Below are 17595 nucleotides of genomic sequence, written 5' to 3' on the forward strand. Positions count from 1 at the left end.
GATGCAAAATAAAAAACTTGATTCTAAAAATTGTTATTATATGTATGGGAAACATCCTGTATTTTCTGCTCTAAATAATCCAAAACGTCAAATTGAAAATATTTTATGCACTAGGGAAATTTTTGATACAAACAAAAAATTAATAGGTACTAGATCTTATGAAATTGTTAATAACGATATTTTATCTAAATTACTGGAAAACCAAATACATCAAGGAATAGCTGCAAAAGTTAGACCAATTTTTTCTTACAATCTAGAGAACATAGATATAAAAAACCCAAAATGTAAAATTGCGATTCTTGATCAAATAACAGATACACAAAATATTGGAGCAATTATTCGTAGTGCCGCTGCTTTTGATATAAATGCTATAATATTACCTCAAGATAATTCTCCGAATGAAAGCGGCGGCATTGCTAAAGCGGCTTGCGGTACTTTAGAATTAATACCTATAATTAAAGTTACTAACTTACGCTCATGTATGAATTATCTTAAAAAACACGGCTTTTGGATTATAGGCCTAACAGGTTCTGCAAATGACTACTTTACCGATAAATTAATTTCCGACAAAATAGCATTAGTATTTGGCTCAGAAGATAAAGGCATGCGAAGATTAGTCGAAGAAACATGTGATTATTTAGCCAAAATCCCTATTTCTAAGAGAGTAGAAAGTCTTAATGTATCAAATGCCGCTTCTATAATTTTTCATTCATTACATAAATAATATTTTTAATAAATCAAATATTGTTTTTTATTTACTTCGATATAAATATTTAGTCTACTAAAATTAAAGTCATAAACTTTTATTATATTAATTAATTTGAGAGAAAAGTCATAAAAAGGGGACCAAATGAACAAATTATCGAGAGTTTTAAAAAGCAATTAGACATATTTATAAATGAACTTACAGAAGAAGAGATAACAACGGTTATATTAAACAATTTTTTTGATAAAGTGACAAATAACCTCAAGAATGAAAGATTAATTAATAATACTATATTTGATATATATCAAGGTAAAGCAGTAATTACTAAACCTATATATTCCGATTATATAGAATCTTCCGAACCTAAATATAACGAACATTGGCAAAAATTTTATAGTTTTAATCGTAATCTTATGATAGAAAGCACATTAGTATTTATTGCTAAGAATACGCGAGTTTCGTATTAATAGAGGAACTGAATAGCTGATAGTAACTGGGTTACGAGGATATTAGTAATATTGTTTTTGTTATAAAATGTACTTAAAACTGCATAAATTTTTAGTAAATTGTCTTTTTTGACTATAACTATTAAATTGTAAAACTTGTCACACCTCTTACAAACCTTGAAAGGATAAGGATTATAGCATATTCATTAACCATAATTTAGGCATCTTAATACGAAACTCGCGTTAAGAATCTAAAAAAAGCTTTTTTAACAGACAAATTATATTATAGCTTTGCTAATTAGCCGAACAATTAGACTTGAATGCAGTAAGTGATCATTTTATAACAAAAACCTTACTACATGACAATTTTTAGAGATGTAAGGACTAAAGGATTGAATTTTGCTGATAATTCATGATGATAACGGGGAAAGAACTTGGTTTACATATGAAAGATCATTCCGCCCCTCTAGTCGAATTATTACAAAAACATATTTCGCTTAATTTATCAAGAGCAAAATGTTTAGGATTATTTATCATTTCAATGCTTAACAGCAGGACAGTAAACATGTCATTGTTATGCAATAGAATGCCGTCTGGGATTAAAGCAGCTTCATGGTATAGAAGGATGCAAAGATTTATCTCTGAAATCTCAATATCATGGAGAGTATTACCTGTTATGTTAGTCATGATGACTGGGTTTGAGCAGGAGCAAAAATGGGTATTGTGTTTAGATAGAACGAATTGGAAATTTGGTAAACGACATATAAATATTTTATATTTAGCTGTCAGTTTTCATGGTATAGCGATCCCCCTTTTTGGAATTTTCTAAGTGATAAAAAGTGTGGTAACTCTGATTATATTGAGCGTATTGATCTGATGGAGTGTTTTTTAGAAGTTTTTGACAAAAACCGCATTGAAGCATTAACCGCTGATAGAGAATTTATAGGTAAGGAATGGCTCTCTTGGCTTAGAACAAATCAAATAAGATACGTTTTTCGAGTTAGAGAAAATAGACAATATATCAGTAATGCAAGGGGAAAAATGGTTAAAATACAAGAGTTATTTCGCCCTCTAGCCATAGGATCGCATGTGAGTTTGTCACAACGTAGAATTGGTACAAAAGGTGAAATATTTAATGTAGTAGGGATCAGAAATAAGAAGAGTGAACTTGCAGTCTTAATACATAGTGATGAGATCAAAAATCCTGCTGAGATATATGCTCAAAGATGGCAAATTGAAACAATGTTCAAAGCTTTTAAATCAGCAGGATTCAACTGTGAAGCAACTCATATTACTAATGATTTACGATTAGATACATTGATGCAAATATTGTCTATTGCATTTTGCCTAGCTTATCAAACTGGAGAGATTATAGTTTTAGATAAACCAATAGTTATTAAAAAACATGGTTATAGGCAAAATAGTATATTTCGTGTTGGATTAGATACATTGGTTAATATCTTGTATAATATTTCTACTCAATTAGTACGTTGGATACAGCTGTTGTCCTTGATATTCCAATATCCAAAGATGATAAAATGAAAAATTGTCATGTAGTAAGGAAAAAAATAGATAATTATATAACATTTAACAATTTATGAAAAATTACAGAACCGAAAGCGATTCTTTTGGAGAAATTCAAATAGAAGAAAAATTTTATTGGGGGGCTCAAACTCAAAGATCTTTAGAAAATTTTAAAATAGGCAAGCAAAAAATGCCTGAAATTTTAATTCGTGCTCTTGCTATTTTAAAAAAATGTACAGCACAGGTTAATTATGAGCTTGGTTATTTAGAAGCTAAAATAGCTACAAGTATCGATAAAGCCACGGATAGAATCTTAGAAGGCGAATTTGAGGATAATTTTCCTTTAGTAGTTTGGCAAACAGGTTCAGGTACACAAACAAACATGAATATGAACGAGGTTATTGCCTCTATTGCTAATGAAGAATTAACAAGCAAGAAAGGCGGCAAATCTCCAGTACATCCTAACGATCATGTTAATAAAGGACAATCATCCAACGACTCTTTTCCAACCGCTATGCATATAGCAACCGTACTTGCAACTAAACAGCAACTTATACCGGCTTTGAATAATTTATTTACCTCTTTGCAAGACAAGTCAAAAGATTGGGATAAAATCATAAAAATAGGACGTACCCACTTGCAGGATGCAACTCCTTTAACTCTTAAACAGGAATTCTCCGGATATATTACACAAATAGAGTATGCTTTAGAACGCATAGAAGATGCACTAAAAAAAGTTTATCTACTTGCTCAAGGTGGAACAGCAGTCGGCACAGGTATTAACTCAAAAATAGGCTTTGATATAAAATTTGCCGAGAAAGTGGCAGAGTTTACTAAACAACCCTTTAAGACGGCTCCTAATAAATTTGAAAGTCTAGCTGCCCACGACGCACTAGTAGAATTTTCAGGAACTCTTAATACTATAGCAGTTAGCTTAATGAAAATAGCAAATGATATAAGACTGCTCGGCTCCGGTCCAAGGTGCGGTCTTGGTGAGCTGCATTTACCCGAGAATGAACCTGGTTCTTCGATTATGCCCGGTAAAGTAAACCCTACACAAGTCGAAGCTTTAACAATGGTGTGCAGTCAGGTGATGGGAAATCATGTTACGGTTACTATTGCCGGCTCAAACGGACATCTTGAACTTAACGTATTTAAACCCGTAATAATATACAATATCCTACAATCTATAGAGCTGTTATCCGATAGCGTAAATAGCTTTGTTACTCACTGTGTTAAAGGATTAGAACCCAATATAGCACGCATTAATGATTTACGTGATAAATCGCTAATGCTTGTTACAGCTCTTAATCCGCATATCGGCTATGATAATGCCGCAAAAATTGCTAAAGAAGCACATAAGCACGGGATCACTTTAAAAGAAGCAGCTAAAAAACTCAATCTTTTATCCGAAGAAGAGTTTGATAAAATAGTAGTACCTGAAAAAATGGTTGGTCAATCTTAGATTTTAGATAAAGATATTAGTTTAAACTATTACTGTACAAAATCTTATAATATAAATAGGATAATATTAAATTAGTCTATTTATTATATTATCTATGTGAAACAAAATTTATCTAATCAAATTAACCTACTCGAAGCAAAAACTCATTTCTCAAACCTCATACAACGTGTGCAAGACGGAGAGCAAATTACCATTTGTAAGCATAATACGCCGGTTGCAAAAATTATACCTATAACTCAAAAGCCTAAAATGGATAATATAGTAGAAAAATTCGCTGAATTTAGTAAACGCGAGTATGTCCCCCTTCGGGGATAAGAAATCCCTCGCCTTCAGGCGAAGGGAAGATATTTCGTATTAATAGAGGAACTGAATAGCTGATAGTAACTGGGTTACGAGGATATTAGTAATATTGTTTTTGTTATAAAATGTACTTAAAACTGCATAAATTTTTAGTAAATTGTCTTTTTTGACTATAACTATTAAATTGTAAAACTTGTCACACCTCTTACAAACCTTGAAAGGATAAGGATTATAGCATATTCATTAACCATAATTTAGGCATCTTAATACGAAACTCGCGTTAATATAAAAGAGCGGTTATTCATCTTCTACCTTCATCTCTAAGCTCTTTAATAGTATAAGGAGCTAATGTTTTACCCTTACTAACGCGAGTTTCGTATTAAGATGCCTAAATTATGGTTAATGAATATGCTATAATCCTTATCCTTTCAAGGTTTGTAAGAGGTGTGACAAGTTTTACAATTTAATAGTTATAGTCAAAAAAGACAATTTACTAAAAATTTATGCAGTTTTAAGTACATTTTATAACAAAAACAATATTACTAATATCCTCGTAACCCAGTTACTATCAGCTATTCAGTTCCTCTATTAATACGAAACTCGCGTATATTAACTGCCATGCATGAAGGGCTTCCTATGGCCACTAACGATAAAGCATTAATCAAAGCATGTCATAATAACGACATCCCGCTATTATATAGTGAATTAACTTGAATTACGGACAATTTCTATATCATCTTTTAATTTTTTAAAAACATATATACTCGTTTAATTTTTTCTAGTATATAGCTTAAGCAGGTAAGGTAGTTACTTTTTGTAATACGTGATAAACAGCATCAAAAAAATATGTAAAGTTACTAGTATCTTTTCTAATTTGATGCTTACTATATGACAATTTTTCATTTTATCATCTTTGGATATTGGAATATCAAGGACAACAGCTGTATCCAACGTACTAATTGAGTAGAAATATTATACAAGATATTAACCAATGTATCTAATCCAACACGAAATATACTATTTTGCCTATAACCATGTTTTTTAATAACTATTGGTTTATCTAAAACTATAATCTCTCCAGTTTGATAAGCTAGGCAAAATGCAATAGACAATATTTGCATCAATGTATCTAATCGTAAATCATTAGTAATATGAGTTGCTTCACAGTTGAATCCTGCTGATTTAAAAGCTTTGAACATTGTTTCAATTTGCCATCTTTGAGCATATATCTCAGCAGGATTTTTGATCTCATCACTATGTATTAAGACTGCAAGTTCACTCTTCTTATTTCTGATCCCTACTACATTAAATATTTCACCTTTTGTATCAATTCTACGTTGTGACAAACTCACATGCGATCCTATGGCTAGAGGGCGAAATAACTCTTGTATTTTAACCATTTTTCCCCTTGCATTACTGATATATTGTCYATTTTCTCTAACTCGAAAAACGTATCTTATTTGATTTGTTCTAAGCCAAGAGAGCCATTCCTTACCTATAAATTCTCTATCAGCGGTTAATGCTTCAATGCGGTTTTTGTCAAAAACTTCTAAAAAACACTCCATCAGATCAATACGCTCAATATAATCAGAGTTACCACACTTTTTATCACTTAGAAAATTCCAAAAAGGGGGATCGCTATACCATGAAAACTGACAGCTAAATATAAAATATTTATATGTCGTTTACCAAATTTCCAATTCGTTCTATCTAAACACAATACCCATTTTTGCTCCTGCTCAAACCCAGTCATCATGACTAACATAACAGGTAATACTCTCCATGATATTGAGATTTCAGAGATAAATCTTTGCATCCTTCTATACCATGAAGCTGCTTTAATCCCAGACGGCATTCTATTGCATAACAATGACATGTTTACTGTCCTGCTGTTAAGCATTGAAATGATAAATAATCCTAAACATTTTGCTCTTGATAAATTAAGTGAAATATGTTTTTGTAATAATTCGACTAGAGGGGCGGAATGATCTTTCATATGTAAACCAAGTTCTTTCCCCGTTATCATCATGAATTATCAGCAAAATTCAATCCTTTAGTCCTTACATCTCTAAAAATTGTCATGTAGTAAGAATTTGATGTTTAATTTTAAACCAATAATGTTCTATAGGATTAAGATCAGGACTGTAAGTAGGAAGGAATAAAATACTTGCCCCTACCGATTCAATTAATTCTTTTACCTTAGAGTTTTTATGAAAATTAATATTATCCATTACTACGACTTGTCCTGCCCTTAATTCTTTAATGAGTATATCCTTGACATACGTCTCAAAAATAGCTTTATTACAATTGCCTTCAAATATTAGAGGTGCTACAATATTGCTATTAAATAGGCCAGCAATCATACTAATTCTGTGTTTGTGCTGATAAACTTTTTCACCATAACATCTTTCTCCTTTTGGGCTCCAGCCATGTTCTCGACACGCATTATCTTCTATTCCTGATTCATCCAAAAACACTAGTTTATCTTTGTCTATGGTGGTTATCTTTTCTATAAACTCATTTCTTAATTTATGATTTCTTTTGGGATGAAGAAAAGTTTTTTTATAGCTGTAACCAACTTTTCTAATCATGTTTATTATAGTTCTTGCTGACACTTTACTAGGATACAAGATGGCTAGCTCTCGACTGCTTTTATCTTTATTAGATTCCAAAAATTTTTTAAATCCTTCCATATCTGTTATTTTATGACTATGCCCTTTTTGATAGCCAGTTTTTAATTGAACATCTCCTGTTTCTTTCTTTAATTTCTTCCAATCATATATTACTTTACGGCTGATATTAAATACTTGACTTGCTTCTATTATTCTTTTCCCTGACTCAATATATTGAATCACTCCCTTTCTTAAATCATATGAATATGGACTTGGCATAACTATTTTCTAATTACTTTACCATATCCTTTTATTAATATCACTATCTTAATTGCCTATGCTATATACCGTAAATGGATTAGCATTAGCGGTATTCACTATGCCCTTAAAAAAATAAAATATTTCTTATAAATCATCCCTAATTCCATCCCTAATTCAAGTTAATTCACTATAAAAGAAAATAATCCACATTTTTCATAAAAAGTTTATGGAAATTTCTAAATCTTTTATTATACTTAAACATTAATTATATAAAATAAATGTTAGATTATCATGATTTTAAATATAAAAGCCCCTGAAAATATAGTATTAAAGCCGACCATTACGGTTTTCGGCGTTGGGGGTGCAGGTAGTAATGCAGTAAATAATATGATTAGTGCTAATCTGCAAGGTGCTAATTTTGTAGTAGCTAATACTGATGCACAATCGCTTGAACATTCTTTATGCACCAACAAAATACAACTCGGTGTTTCTACGACTAGAGGTCTTGGGGCAGGAGCTTCTCCTGAGGTTGGAGCACTTGCTGCTCAAGAATCAGAAAGCGAAATTCTTAGTTACCTAGAAAATAGCAATATGGTATTTATTACGGCAGGTATGGGCGGTGGTACAGGTACCGGTTCTGCACCGGTTATTGCACGCATTGCTAAAGAACTAGGCATCCTTACGGTTGGGGTAGTAACTAAACCTTTCCATTTTGAAGGCGGTCATCGTATGAAAACTGCCGATAAAGGACTTATTGAATTACAGCAATTCGTTGATACTTTAATTGTAATACCGAACCAAAATCTATTCCGTATTGCTAATGAACAAACGACGTTTGCCGATGCTTTCAAAATGGCAGATGACGTATTGCATGCCGGCGTTAGAGGAGTAACGGATTTAATGATTATGCCGGGACTTATTAATCTTGATTTTGCCGATATTAAAGCAGTAATGAGCGAAATGGGTAAAGCAATGATGGGTACGGGTGAAGCTAGTGGCGAAGATAGAGCTATTAAAGCGGCAGAATCTGCAATTTCAAATCCGCTGCTAGATCATAGCTCAATGTGCGGTGCAAGAGGTGTATTAATCAATATTACCGGTGGTTCCGACATGACCTTATTTGAAGTTGACAACGCTGCTAATAGAATTAGAGAAGAAGTAGATAACCTTGATGCTAATATTATTTTCGGTTCAACATTTAATCCGGAACTAAAAGGAATTATCAGAGTATCGGTTGTTGCTACCGGTATTGATACTGATAAAGTACCGACATATAAACCCGCAATAGCTGAAACTACCAATACAGTTCCTGAAGAAACTTATAATGAAGCTATAGCACAACCTACACAAATAGAAGAAATTCCTGATTTTAACAGCTACAGTACCGAAAATATTGAAATTACCGACTCTCCAATGAATCAAAATTTTATCGGAAATGAAAAAGAGCTAGGGTTACATGCAAATACTTTCAACAAATCTGAAGATGACTCACCAAAACCATCATTTTTAGGGAAAATATGGGGCTCTCTGCGTGCTTCAAATAATCAAACTTTAGAACACAAAAACGTTGTTGTTAGTACTCTAGATCAAGATAATAAAGAATCTGATATTCATGAAATACCGGCTTTTTTAAGAAAGAAACGGGATTAGATTAGAATATGAATATAATTTCAGAACAGAATAAAAAAGAATTATTAGAAATAACTGAAAATTTTCCTGCAGATATTGCATCACTAATAAATTATATAAATAAAACATTTAAATGTCACATTCATGATTTATCTTTATCGGATCAAAAAGATTTAAAGTTTTTTATAGCAAAAAGCTTTGCAAATCAAACTGATGTTTGTAAAACTAAAGAACATGCTCAAAATTTTTTACAAGAGCTATGGGAAGATTTATTTGAAGAGATATTGGGAGATAAGCCTGTATATAGTTTAGACATTGATGGAGCAACATACATGCCGAATTAGATTTTATCGAATTAAATCAAAATAATATGCTGAATACAAGATTTAGTGAAACCTCTCTTGATTTTAAATGAAATTGCTTTAGCAATGAATTTATATCAAGAAACATGAGAAGTTATAGAAAGAATAGTCATAGTCAGTATGATTTAAAAGTACATCTTATATGGATACCAAAATATAGGAAGAGAGTATTGATAGGCAAAGTAGCGGAAAGGGCTAGAGATTTACTAAGGCAGATTTGTATGGAACATGAAGTATATATAATTTCAGGGAAAATATCATGTGATCACGTGCATATGTTTATCTCATATAAATCACAAATATCTCTTAGCAAGTTAGTACAGTATTTAAAAGGTAGTAGCTCAAGAATTTTATTGCAAGAATTTGCTCATTTAAGAAAACAATTTTGGGGCAATCATTTGTGGGCTAGGGGCTATATGGCGGTCAGTTCAGGTAATATAACTGATGAAATGATACAGCACTATATTGATGAACAGGAAGGTGAACCTGTGAATGATGATCGATTTCTAATCGATTCCACTTTATAACCCCTCAGCTTATAGCTGAGGGTTCTTTAGTTTAATAGAAACACTACCTAACTTTTCTAGTGATAAACAAAAATATAAAGCTGAACTAGTTTTTACAGAATTAAAACAAAATAATTTTGCAAATATATATTTGGAAAAACAGCAATATAACTCTCAGAGTATTCTTATTTCAAATATACAAAATAATCACAATAATTACATATTATTTCCTAAAATTATAAACCTTGAAGAACAAGTTACCATAGATGTATTAAATAATTTATTATTAGGTGCTAATAATAAATGTAATTTTTTTGAATCCAATAACAGATCAGAAATATATTTTAGATTACCTAATAATAAAAGGCTTGCCATGAAAGTTTTTAGTTTAAATAATCAGCCTATATTAAAAGAAAATAAATTTGAAAATGCTATATTATTTTTAAGTAAAAAAATAAACGAAAATGGTGATGTTGACTATAATGAAGGCTTTAGTGCTGATATAGCCGATGGCAAAATAAATTCTTCTTATATAACTCCTTTAGGCGAGATAATAGATTTGAATTAAAAAATAATAATATGATAAACAAAATTATACTACTTCTTACATTATGTTTTTTAAATACTCATTTACTAGGCTAATAGCGATAAGCGGTTAAAAGATATTGCACTCTATCCTACGCCACTTGAAAATCAAAAGCGTTATGTAATTCATTTACCTACAGAACCTAATGAGGAAAGGTTGAAAGTAGAATTACAAGCTACAAAAGATGCAATGAAAGATTGTAATCGTGTTTGGTTTGGCGGTAAGCTGGAAACAAAAACTTTAGAAGGTTGGGGATATAATTATTATGTAATCGATCAAGTTAGCGATCACCCTGCTAGTATAGCATAGGCAATTAAGATAGTGATATTAATAAAAGGATATGGTAAAGTAATTAGAAAATAGTTATGCCAAGTCCATATTCATATGATTTAAGAAAGGGAGTGATTCAATATATTGAGTCAGGGAAAAGAATAATAGAAGCAAGTCAAGTATTTAATATCAGCCGTAAAGTAATATATGATTGGAAGAAATTAAAGAAAGAAACAGGAGATGTTCAATTAAAAACTGGCTATCAAAAAGGGCATAGTCATAAAATAACAGATATGGAAGGATTTAAAAAATTTTTGGAATCTAATAAAGATAAAAGCAGTCGAGAGCTAGCCATCTTGTATCCTAGTAAAGTGTCAGCAAGAACTATAATAAACATGATTAGAAAAGTTGGTTACAGCTATAAAAAAACTTTTCTTCATCCCAAAAGAAATCATAAATTAAGAAATGAGTTTATAGAAAAGATAACCACCATAGACAAAGATAAACTAGTGTTTTTGGATGAATCAGGAATAGAAGATAATGCGTGTCGAGAACATGGCTGGAGCCCAAAAGGAGAAAGATGTTAACGCGAGTTTCGTATTCAAAAAGTCGCTGAATAGCTGATAGTAACTGGGTTACGGGGATCTTGATAATACTGTTTTTGTTATAAAGTGAGTACAAAATACAAATTGCTAATTAAAATATGGTATTTATAGTATTAGAAAAAAGTTTATAGGTTATTGAAAAAACTTTAAGAGCAATAACCTATGATAATGGATTTTACAGAAATATTTTGTTACGTCGATGATTTTTTTCAAGAATTAGACAAGCATACAAATTCAATTACTAACCATAACAACAAATCTGGTCCTAAAAGTCGACTGAACAGAAGTGAGGTAATAACAATTATAATAGGCTACTGGCAGTCATCTTATGATTGTTTTAAGAATTATTATCTGAAGCAAATATGAATTCATCATCAAAGAGATTTTCAATTAGTAAGCTATAGTCAATTTATAAAAATAATAGGTCCACATTTACCACTATTAGTACTAATATTCAATTCTATTTTGGATCAGTGTGACGGACTCTCTTTTGTAGATTCAAGTAGTATAGAGGTATGTAAGAGATACCGTATTTCAATGAATAAAGTGTTCGCCGGCATAGCAGCAAGCAGTAAGACAACAAAAGGTTGGTTCTATGGACTTAAACTACATCTAATAATTAATAGAGCCGGTGGTATAGTTAAAGCATCTTTTAGCCCTGGCAATAAGGATGATAGAAAACAGCTGGAACTGATAATCAAAAATCTTTTTGGTAAAGTATTCGGAGATCGTGGTTATATTTCGCAACAATTATTTCTACAACTTTTAGAGCAAGGAATTTTTATGGTAACTAGGGTAAAGAAAAATATGAAAAATAAACTTATGTCTATGTTGGATAAAATATTATTGCTTAAAAAAGCATTAATAGAATCTGTGTTTAGTAAAATTAAACTATTGGGGAAGTTTGAGCATTCAAGGCATAGATCAGTTACAAATGCCTTTGTGCATATGGTTGCAGCACTGATAAATTATCAAATGTCTGATAATAAACCTTCTATTACATCTCTCTTGATATGCTAAATCCTATGCTATATTAATTCGAAACTCGCGTTAATATGTATCTTGCAGCCGCTAAAGCTAGTTGCACTTTACCTAAGAAATTTTGGTATGAAAAATTCCGTAATAATCAAATAGAAAAATTCGGAGCTGATCATCCGAATAATAAAAATTTTAAACCTTAAATGTGATGGTTCACATTAGTTAGTGTTGTTGTGTGAATTCATTTTAAAATAACGCGAGTTTCGTATTAAGATGCCTAAATTATGGTTAATGAATATGCTATAATGCTTATCCTTTCAAGGTTTGTAAGAGGTGTGACAAGTTTTACAATTTAATAGTTATAGTCAAAAAAGACAATTTACTAAAAATTTATGCAGTTTTAAGTACATTTTATAACAAAAACAGTATTATCAAGATCCCCGTAACCCAGTTACTATCAGCTATTCAGTTCCTCTATTAATACGAAACTCGCGTTAAAAAGTTAATTTATAGAAAGATTATATTGAGAAGATTTAAAGTCAAGGAAAAAGTTACAATATTTTATGATTATAGTTATTTAAAACTTCTTTGACTAATGAAGTTGTTATTTTTCTTTTGGAAATTAAAGCAAAATGGTTAATATTTTCTAATATTTCTATAATTTTAGAATATTCCCTAGGCAAATTTACTAAAAGAAAATCTATTATTTGTCTGGATATTGTTACCGAAGAAATAGAAAAATGCTTAAATATTAGAATTTTGATTAATTCATCGTCAGGTGAGTTTAATACAATACTAAGTACTGATTTAATACGTGAAGATAAATCGGGTAAAGTAAAATTTCTGCTTTTATCAGATGAGGTAAGTAAAAGATATTTTTGTTTTTCGTTAATAATATTAAATATATGAAGTAATTCCGGCTCTTGCCAGTTTTCAATATCTTCAATGATAAAAGCATTATATTTTTCTAAAATTTCTTCACTAAAAAAAATATCTTTAATAATATAGGCATTGCTTAAATTTTGCCATATTTTGGTTAAATAAGTTTTGCCTGACGAAGAAGGTCCTTTAATTAATAAAGTAAATTTATAAGGATTAACGCCAAAGCCGCACTGCCAATTTTTTATAATATTATAAGCTTGATCGTTAGAACTAGAAACAATAAACTCATCAGGATGATATTTATTAGAAGTAGTAAAACGAAATATATATTGCTGCACTGTTATAAGAATTTTTTAGCCATCTGTTCGATAGAATTTGCTAGATTTATAAAATTTAATTAGATTCAGGAGTAAAATTTTTGTAATCCCTACAATCGGTATAGCAAAAAATATTCCAATAATTCCAAATAAACTGCCGCAGGCAAAAATCGAGAATATAATCCAAAGAGGATGCAACCCTATTTTATCACCGATAATTTTAGGAGTTAAAATATAAGACTCACAAATATTCCCAACTAAATAAATTATCATTATATATAATAATTTTGCGGTCATGCCGAAAGTTAAATAACCGATAATTAGAGTCAAAAGAAACGATATAAAAGTACCGATAAAAGGAATAATAACTAAAAATCCCGTTAAAATGCCAAGTAAAAGAGCGAGATCAATACCTATTACGGTAAATGCAATACTATAATAAGTAGATAATAATAAGCAAATATTTAGCTGTCCTCTTATGTAAGCAGATAACAGATTATTAATTGCCGATAATATTTCAAGGATTTTCGGTCGGGTTTTTATAGGTAATAATGATTTCATGTTTGCAATAATTTTAGCCCAATCACGTAGGAAATAGAATAATATTATAGGTATAAGTAAAAATAAAACAAATATGTTAATGGTAATAATGGTATAACGCCAAAAATTATTAGCAATACTGCCAAGTATAGTAAATATACTATTTATAAAATTGCTTAAAGAATTCTTGATTTTATCGGCAATATCAGGTTCTATCGAATAAATTTTTGCCATTATAGGCGGTAATATTTCTGCTTGTAAATAATTTTTATATTTTGGAATATTATTTATAAAAGTAAAAATTTGTCTATAAATTATCGGCACTAAAATAGTTAAGCTTAAGAAAAATATGCTCAAAAATATCAGATAAATTATGCTTGATGCAAATTTATCTGATATTTTAAATTTTGATGCGATAAAACCTATAGCAGGTTGTAGTAAGTAAGATATTATAAATGCGATAAAAAATGGTTTTACTGCGTCTGAAATTAGCATAAAACCGCTTATAAAAAGCCCTAAAAAAACTAGCCAAAATATAGCGGTTCTATTCATATTATTTTCCCCATTTTCTATACGAAGATCAACTTCAAAAAGAGCTAGGAGTTCACAAGGCAAGGTAAGCTGCGTATACTTAATATAGTTCGAACCGAAGCTCTTGTAGAACATTGAGCCAATTTTTGAAGCTCTACCTTAGTATTAAGATTTTTTAGCTACTTGTACGGTAGCAGGACGAAGTAGTCTATCTCTAATTTTATATCCTGATTGCATTAAAGTAATAATGCTATTCGGTGCATGATCAGGATGTTCTATCTGCGAAATTGCATTATGTAAATTATAGTCAAACATTGAACCTATTTCCGGCTTTATTTCTTCAATATGATGTTTATGAAAGATTTTGTCCAGCTCATCTTTAGTCATCTGAACGCCTGCAATAATATTTGTGACTTCTATATCAGAATTTGCCGGTTTATGTGCTAATGCTCTTGAAAGATTATCACTAACATTTAGTAGTTCTTTAGCAAATGTAGCAATTGCATAATCTTTTGCTTCGTCACGTGCTTTTTCTAAACGCTTTCTTGTATTGTCTATTTCGGCAGTAGTTCTAATTAGCTTGTCTTTTAGCTCTTCAATTTCTGCTTTTAACGCTGTTATCTCTGGATTTGCTGTTTCAACTATCTCTTCAGCAATATCATTTATTGTTTGTTCATTATTTTCTATATTATCATCTATCATATTATTTACTTTATATTTATATTCTTTTTTGAGATATATATAGATATAATAAAAATTTTTTCAATGGTAAATTAATATTATGAGACAGTCAGGAAGAAAAAGCAACCAATTACGTCCTATTTCATTAGAATTATCCCCGCTTGTTAATGCGGAAGGCTCATGCCTTATTAAAATCGGTAATACGCATGTTATGTGTAGTGCTACTTGTGAAACTACCGTACCGCCATTCTTGAGGGGACAAAATCAAGGTTGGATTACTGCCGAGTACGGTATGCTTCCCGGTTCTACATCACAGCGTATTAAAAGAGAAACAGCACTCGGAAAACAAGGCGGAAGAACGCAAGAGATACAGCGTTTGATAGGTAGGGCGATGCGATGTGTAATTGACTTGAAGAAACTAGGGGAGAGGCAAATTATCATAGATTGTGATGTTATTAATGCTGACGGCGGTACTAGAACGGCAGCAATAACAGGGAGCTATGTAGCATTGCACCTAGTTATTAGATCCTTGATGAAAAAGAGAGTTTTAAAGGTGAATCCGTTAATTAGTCAAATTGCAGCTATTTCTTGCGGTATATATAAAGGCGAGGCAATACTAGATTTGGATTATTTGGAAGATAGTGATGCCGAAGTGGATAGTAATTTTGTGTTTGCAGGTAACGGTAATTTAATCGAAGTACAAGGCACGGCAGAGAAAAATCCTTTTTCCGAAGAGCAGTTTTTAGCAATGTTAAAACTTGCCAAAGGCGGCGTGGCAGAATTGTTTAAACTACAAAATCAAGTACTACTTGGGTCTTAGAAAGTTGCTACGTGGATCAGTTTTCCCGTTATTATTGACGAAGCAATCCAGTAAAAAATGCTGATTTATAGCATTTTTTTGTTATTTTTCTGGATTACCGTGTTGCTTCGCTCCTCGCAAAGCATTGTTGCATGGATCAATTTCACCTTTGTCATCCCGTGGCTTGACCACGGGATGACAAAGTGGGTTTTACCGGTCCATGCAACAATGCCTCCTTGCAACGACGGTTCATGTATCCACGCAATCAAGCTTCCACAGGAATAACATATTTATTAAGCGTATAGATTATAATCAAAAGCAATATGTTCACCTGATAATGTAATTATCTTATCTCGATTGGTATTATTTATAAATACCTTATGATTAAGGTCTGTTACTTTAACATTACTATATGGTCCTAAGATCAATTCCTTAATATCACCTATGGTTTCAAACGTAACACGCTGATTAGCTCCAATTGTTATTTTATCATGGGATATATTAATATTTGCTGTTCTACTTATCTTTGGTAAAAGTAATAGTTCCATATTTCGGATCGTTCATATTTTCCTCTTTGAATGAATTTTAAGTTGTAAAATCATTACTAYAATATTCCATATACTACTTCAATTAAAAATTTTTTTAATTTAGCTCTTTATTCAATTTATAATTGTTATTATAGTGTATTTTTTAAATTTAAGCGTCTATGGCATTAAGATTATATTATTGTCTAATATGTCTTATAATTATTTTAAATATTAATAAAGTGCATGCCTAGGCATGGTTGTTAGAGCAGGGAAGATATAGATATATTGTAGGGGGTAATAAAGTTAATAAGATATCAAAAAACGAGAAAAAGCAAAGAGAAGAAGCCGTTTTATACATAAGAGAAAGAGTAGCTTATCTATGGGAATACCTCAAAAAAGTGAGTGATCAGCCGAGTCTTTATACAAAAATCTTACGACAAATAAAAAGATTAGAGCAGAAGATAGTAGAATTATCATCTTACCAAGATGAGCAATTTGTAAGTAGTACTGTAGAATACGTACCGATAATCAAAATATTGGAGTACATTTTTTGTACAAAGAAGATAAATTTTTGAATGAAAAAAACATAAGCACGGATGCTTCTATTTACTATAAATTGAAGCTATTTGAAGATAACGATTTTGTTATTTCGGCTCAGCATAAAATTTTAATGAGTAAGAGAAAAAACTTAAAGAAGATTTTTTAGGGGAAGTATCATTATTAATGGGAATGTCTAAAAATATCCGCTCTGTTACTATCTTTAATCAAAATATATTTAGCCTTGGACATTCAATTAACGCGAGTTTCGTATTAATAGAGGAACTGAATAGCTGATAGTAACTGGGTTATGAGGATATTAGTAATATTGTTTTTGTTATAAAATGTACTTAAAACTGCATAAATTTTTAGTAAATTGTCTTTTTTGACTATAACTATTAAATTGTAAAACTTGTCATACCTCTTACAAACCTTGAAAGGATAAGGATTATAGCATATTCATTAACCATAATTTAGGCATCTTAATACGAAACTCGCGTTAGTATACAATATTATCAGGCGAAACCAAAG

The 17595-nt window shown here is 30.9% G+C and carries 21 protein-coding genes and 2 pseudogenes; 16 read left to right on the top strand and 7 right to left on the bottom strand.

The window, feature by feature from the left end; genetic code table 11:
• Position 1: 1 nt before the first annotated feature.
• The 6 genes and pseudogenes from rlmB to REIS_RS08200 all read left to right on the top strand — a co-directional run bounded on the left by rlmB (position 2) and on the right by REIS_RS08200 (position 4456).
• Positions 2-724: a 23S rRNA (guanosine(2251)-2'-O)-methyltransferase RlmB gene (gene rlmB, locus REIS_RS08180; protein WP_008580976.1), complete on the top strand. Its 723-nt coding sequence runs from the start codon at positions 2-4 to the stop codon at positions 722-724.
• Positions 725-834: 110 nt separating this feature from the next.
• Positions 835-1155, top strand: a pseudogene (locus REIS_RS08185) (hypothetical protein); the annotation flags it as partial.
• Positions 1156-1564: 409 nt separating this feature from the next.
• The gene (locus REIS_RS13235) at positions 1565-1981 is read left to right on the top strand and encodes a hypothetical protein (protein WP_008579269.1); all 417 of its coding nucleotides are present in this window, start codon (positions 1565-1567) and stop codon (positions 1979-1981) included.
• Between the two features lie 38 nt (positions 1982-2019).
• On the top strand, positions 2020-2694 hold the full coding sequence (locus tag REIS_RS13240) for a transposase (RefSeq protein WP_241760926.1): 675 nt from the start codon (positions 2020-2022) through the stop codon (positions 2692-2694).
• A 55-nt stretch (positions 2695-2749) separates the two neighbouring features.
• Entirely contained in the window at positions 2750-4141 is a 1392-nt protein-coding gene (gene fumC, locus REIS_RS08195) for a class II fumarate hydratase (protein ID WP_008580981.1), read from the top strand.
• 96 nt (positions 4142-4237) lie between these two features.
• Positions 4238-4456 carry a type II toxin-antitoxin system Phd/YefM family antitoxin gene (locus tag REIS_RS08200; RefSeq protein ID WP_008580982.1) on the top strand — a complete coding sequence of 73 codons (219 nt, stop codon included), beginning with the start codon at positions 4238-4240 and terminating at the stop codon, positions 4454-4456.
• An 884-nt stretch (positions 4457-5340) separates the two neighbouring features.
• On the opposite strand, the gene REIS_RS11370 is transcribed toward REIS_RS08200, so the two are convergent.
• From REIS_RS11370 to REIS_RS13250, 3 genes are read right to left on the bottom strand one after another with little or no spacing between them, the layout of a single operon-like run.
• Positions 5341-6108, bottom strand: coding sequence for an IS4 family transposase (locus REIS_RS11370; protein ID WP_371256176.1), 768 nt, complete (start codon positions 6106-6108; stop codon positions 5341-5343).
• Positions 6054-6470, bottom strand: coding sequence for a hypothetical protein (locus REIS_RS11375; RefSeq protein ID WP_008579269.1), 417 nt, complete (start codon positions 6468-6470; stop codon positions 6054-6056). Before REIS_RS11375 ends, REIS_RS11370 begins: the two co-directional genes overlap by 55 nt.
• 49 nt (positions 6471-6519) lie before the next feature.
• On the bottom strand, positions 6520-7332 hold the full coding sequence (locus REIS_RS13250) for an IS630 family transposase (RefSeq protein ID WP_008579510.1): 813 nt from the start codon (positions 7330-7332) through the stop codon (positions 6520-6522).
• A gap of 273 nt (positions 7333-7605) precedes the next feature.
• Between REIS_RS13250 and ftsZ the strand changes: the two genes are divergently transcribed.
• The 7 genes from ftsZ to REIS_RS11390 all read left to right on the top strand — a co-directional run bounded on the left by ftsZ (position 7606) and on the right by REIS_RS11390 (position 12292).
• Positions 7606-8964 (top strand): cell division protein FtsZ, encoded by a 1359-nt coding sequence (gene ftsZ, locus REIS_RS08215; RefSeq protein ID WP_008580990.1) that lies wholly within the window; start codon positions 7606-7608, stop codon positions 8962-8964.
• An 8-nt stretch (positions 8965-8972) separates the two neighbouring features.
• Entirely contained in the window at positions 8973-9287 is a 315-nt protein-coding gene (locus REIS_RS08220; RefSeq protein WP_008580992.1) for a hypothetical protein, read from the top strand.
• 104 nt (positions 9288-9391) lie between these two features.
• Positions 9392-9832, top strand: coding sequence for an IS200/IS605 family transposase (tnpA, locus tag REIS_RS08225; protein WP_008579210.1), 441 nt, complete (start codon positions 9392-9394; stop codon positions 9830-9832).
• Between the two features lie 130 nt (positions 9833-9962).
• Complete coding sequence (locus REIS_RS08230; RefSeq protein WP_008580994.1) at positions 9963-10379, top strand: hypothetical protein; 417 nt, start codon at positions 9963-9965, stop codon at positions 10377-10379.
• A gap of 141 nt (positions 10380-10520) precedes the next feature.
• The gene (locus tag REIS_RS15960) at positions 10521-10706 is read left to right on the top strand and encodes an ecotin family protein (RefSeq protein WP_241760962.1); all 186 of its coding nucleotides are present in this window, start codon (positions 10521-10523) and stop codon (positions 10704-10706) included.
• A 56-nt stretch (positions 10707-10762) separates the two neighbouring features.
• Positions 10763-11254, top strand: coding sequence for an IS630 transposase-related protein (locus REIS_RS08240; RefSeq protein WP_008579378.1), 492 nt, complete (start codon positions 10763-10765; stop codon positions 11252-11254).
• A 384-nt stretch (positions 11255-11638) separates the two neighbouring features.
• On the top strand, positions 11639-12292 hold the full coding sequence (locus tag REIS_RS11390; RefSeq protein ID WP_083787731.1) for an IS982 family transposase: 654 nt from the start codon (positions 11639-11641) through the stop codon (positions 12290-12292).
• A 509-nt stretch (positions 12293-12801) separates the two neighbouring features.
• On the opposite strand, the gene REIS_RS08250 is transcribed toward REIS_RS11390, so the two are convergent.
• The 3 genes from REIS_RS08250 to grpE form a co-directional block, all read right to left on the bottom strand.
• Positions 12802-13470 carry an HdaA/DnaA family protein gene (locus REIS_RS08250; RefSeq protein ID WP_008581000.1) on the bottom strand — a complete coding sequence of 223 codons (669 nt, stop codon included), beginning with the start codon at positions 13468-13470 and terminating at the stop codon, positions 12802-12804.
• 15 nt (positions 13471-13485) lie between these two features.
• Positions 13486-14541, bottom strand: coding sequence for an AI-2E family transporter (locus REIS_RS08255; RefSeq protein ID WP_008581001.1), 1056 nt, complete (start codon positions 14539-14541; stop codon positions 13486-13488).
• Positions 14542-14685: 144 nt separating this feature from the next.
• Positions 14686-15222 (bottom strand): nucleotide exchange factor GrpE, encoded by a 537-nt coding sequence (gene grpE, locus REIS_RS08260; protein WP_008581003.1) that lies wholly within the window; start codon positions 15220-15222, stop codon positions 14686-14688.
• Positions 15223-15301: 79 nt separating this feature from the next.
• Between grpE and rph the strand changes: the two genes are divergently transcribed.
• On the top strand, positions 15302-16021 hold the full coding sequence (gene rph / locus REIS_RS08265; protein WP_008581004.1) for a ribonuclease PH: 720 nt from the start codon (positions 15302-15304) through the stop codon (positions 16019-16021).
• A gap of 272 nt (positions 16022-16293) precedes the next feature.
• Here rph and REIS_RS08270 read toward each other — a convergent pair whose 3' ends face one another.
• Complete coding sequence (locus REIS_RS08270) at positions 16294-16548, bottom strand: hypothetical protein (RefSeq protein WP_008581005.1); 255 nt, start codon at positions 16546-16548, stop codon at positions 16294-16296.
• A gap of 236 nt (positions 16549-16784) precedes the next feature.
• Here REIS_RS08270 and REIS_RS14980 point away from each other — a divergent pair, with 236 nt between their 5' ends.
• Together REIS_RS14980 and REIS_RS08280 are read left to right on the top strand one after the other, a co-directional pair.
• A complete protein-coding gene (locus tag REIS_RS14980; RefSeq protein WP_179943708.1) occupies positions 16785-17102 on the top strand; it encodes a hypothetical protein in 318 nt (105 codons plus the stop codon).
• A pseudogene (locus tag REIS_RS08280) lies at positions 17078-17325 on the top strand (hypothetical protein); the annotation flags it as partial. The gene REIS_RS14980 and the pseudogene REIS_RS08280, both read left to right, overlap by 25 nt.
• Between the last annotated feature and the right edge of the window lie 270 nt (positions 17326-17595).

Origin of the sequence: Rickettsia endosymbiont of Ixodes scapularis (genome assembly GCF_000160735.1) — a bacterium.
In the GTDB taxonomy this organism is placed as follows: Bacteria; Pseudomonadota; Alphaproteobacteria; order Rickettsiales; family Rickettsiaceae; genus Rickettsia; species Rickettsia tamurae.

What these genes read in the sequence shown, in the direction of transcription:
- rlmB (WP_008580976.1), top strand. Translation starts at nt 2, where the DNA reads ATGCAAAATAAAAAACTTGATTCTAAAAATTGTTATTATATGTATGGG.
- REIS_RS13235 (WP_008579269.1), top strand. Translation starts at nt 1,565, where the DNA reads ATGATGATAACGGGGAAAGAACTTGGTTTACATATGAAAGATCATTCC.
- fumC (WP_008580981.1), top strand. Translation starts at nt 2,750, where the DNA reads ATGAAAAATTACAGAACCGAAAGCGATTCTTTTGGAGAAATTCAAATA.
- REIS_RS11375 (WP_008579269.1), bottom strand. Translation starts at nt 6,470, where the DNA reads ATGATGATAACGGGGAAAGAACTTGGTTTACATATGAAAGATCATTCC.
- REIS_RS13250 (WP_008579510.1), bottom strand. Translation starts at nt 7,332, where the DNA reads ATGCCAAGTCCATATTCATATGATTTAAGAAAGGGAGTGATTCAATAT.
- ftsZ (WP_008580990.1), top strand. Translation starts at nt 7,606, where the DNA reads ATGATTTTAAATATAAAAGCCCCTGAAAATATAGTATTAAAGCCGACC.
- REIS_RS08220 (WP_008580992.1), top strand. Translation starts at nt 8,973, where the DNA reads ATGAATATAATTTCAGAACAGAATAAAAAAGAATTATTAGAAATAACT.
- tnpA (WP_008579210.1), top strand. Translation starts at nt 9,392, where the DNA reads ATGAGAAGTTATAGAAAGAATAGTCATAGTCAGTATGATTTAAAAGTA.
- REIS_RS08240 (WP_008579378.1), top strand. Translation starts at nt 10,763, where the DNA reads ATGCCAAGTCCATATTCATATGATTTAAGAAAGGGAGTGATTCAATAT.
- REIS_RS08255 (WP_008581001.1), bottom strand. Translation starts at nt 14,541, where the DNA reads ATGAATAGAACCGCTATATTTTGGCTAGTTTTTTTAGGGCTTTTTATA.
- grpE (WP_008581003.1), bottom strand. Translation starts at nt 15,222, where the DNA reads ATGATAGATGATAATATAGAAAATAATGAACAAACAATAAATGATATT.
- rph (WP_008581004.1), top strand. Translation starts at nt 15,302, where the DNA reads ATGAGACAGTCAGGAAGAAAAAGCAACCAATTACGTCCTATTTCATTA.
- REIS_RS08270 (WP_008581005.1), bottom strand. Translation starts at nt 16,548, where the DNA reads ATGGAACTATTACTTTTACCAAAGATAAGTAGAACAGCAAATATTAAT.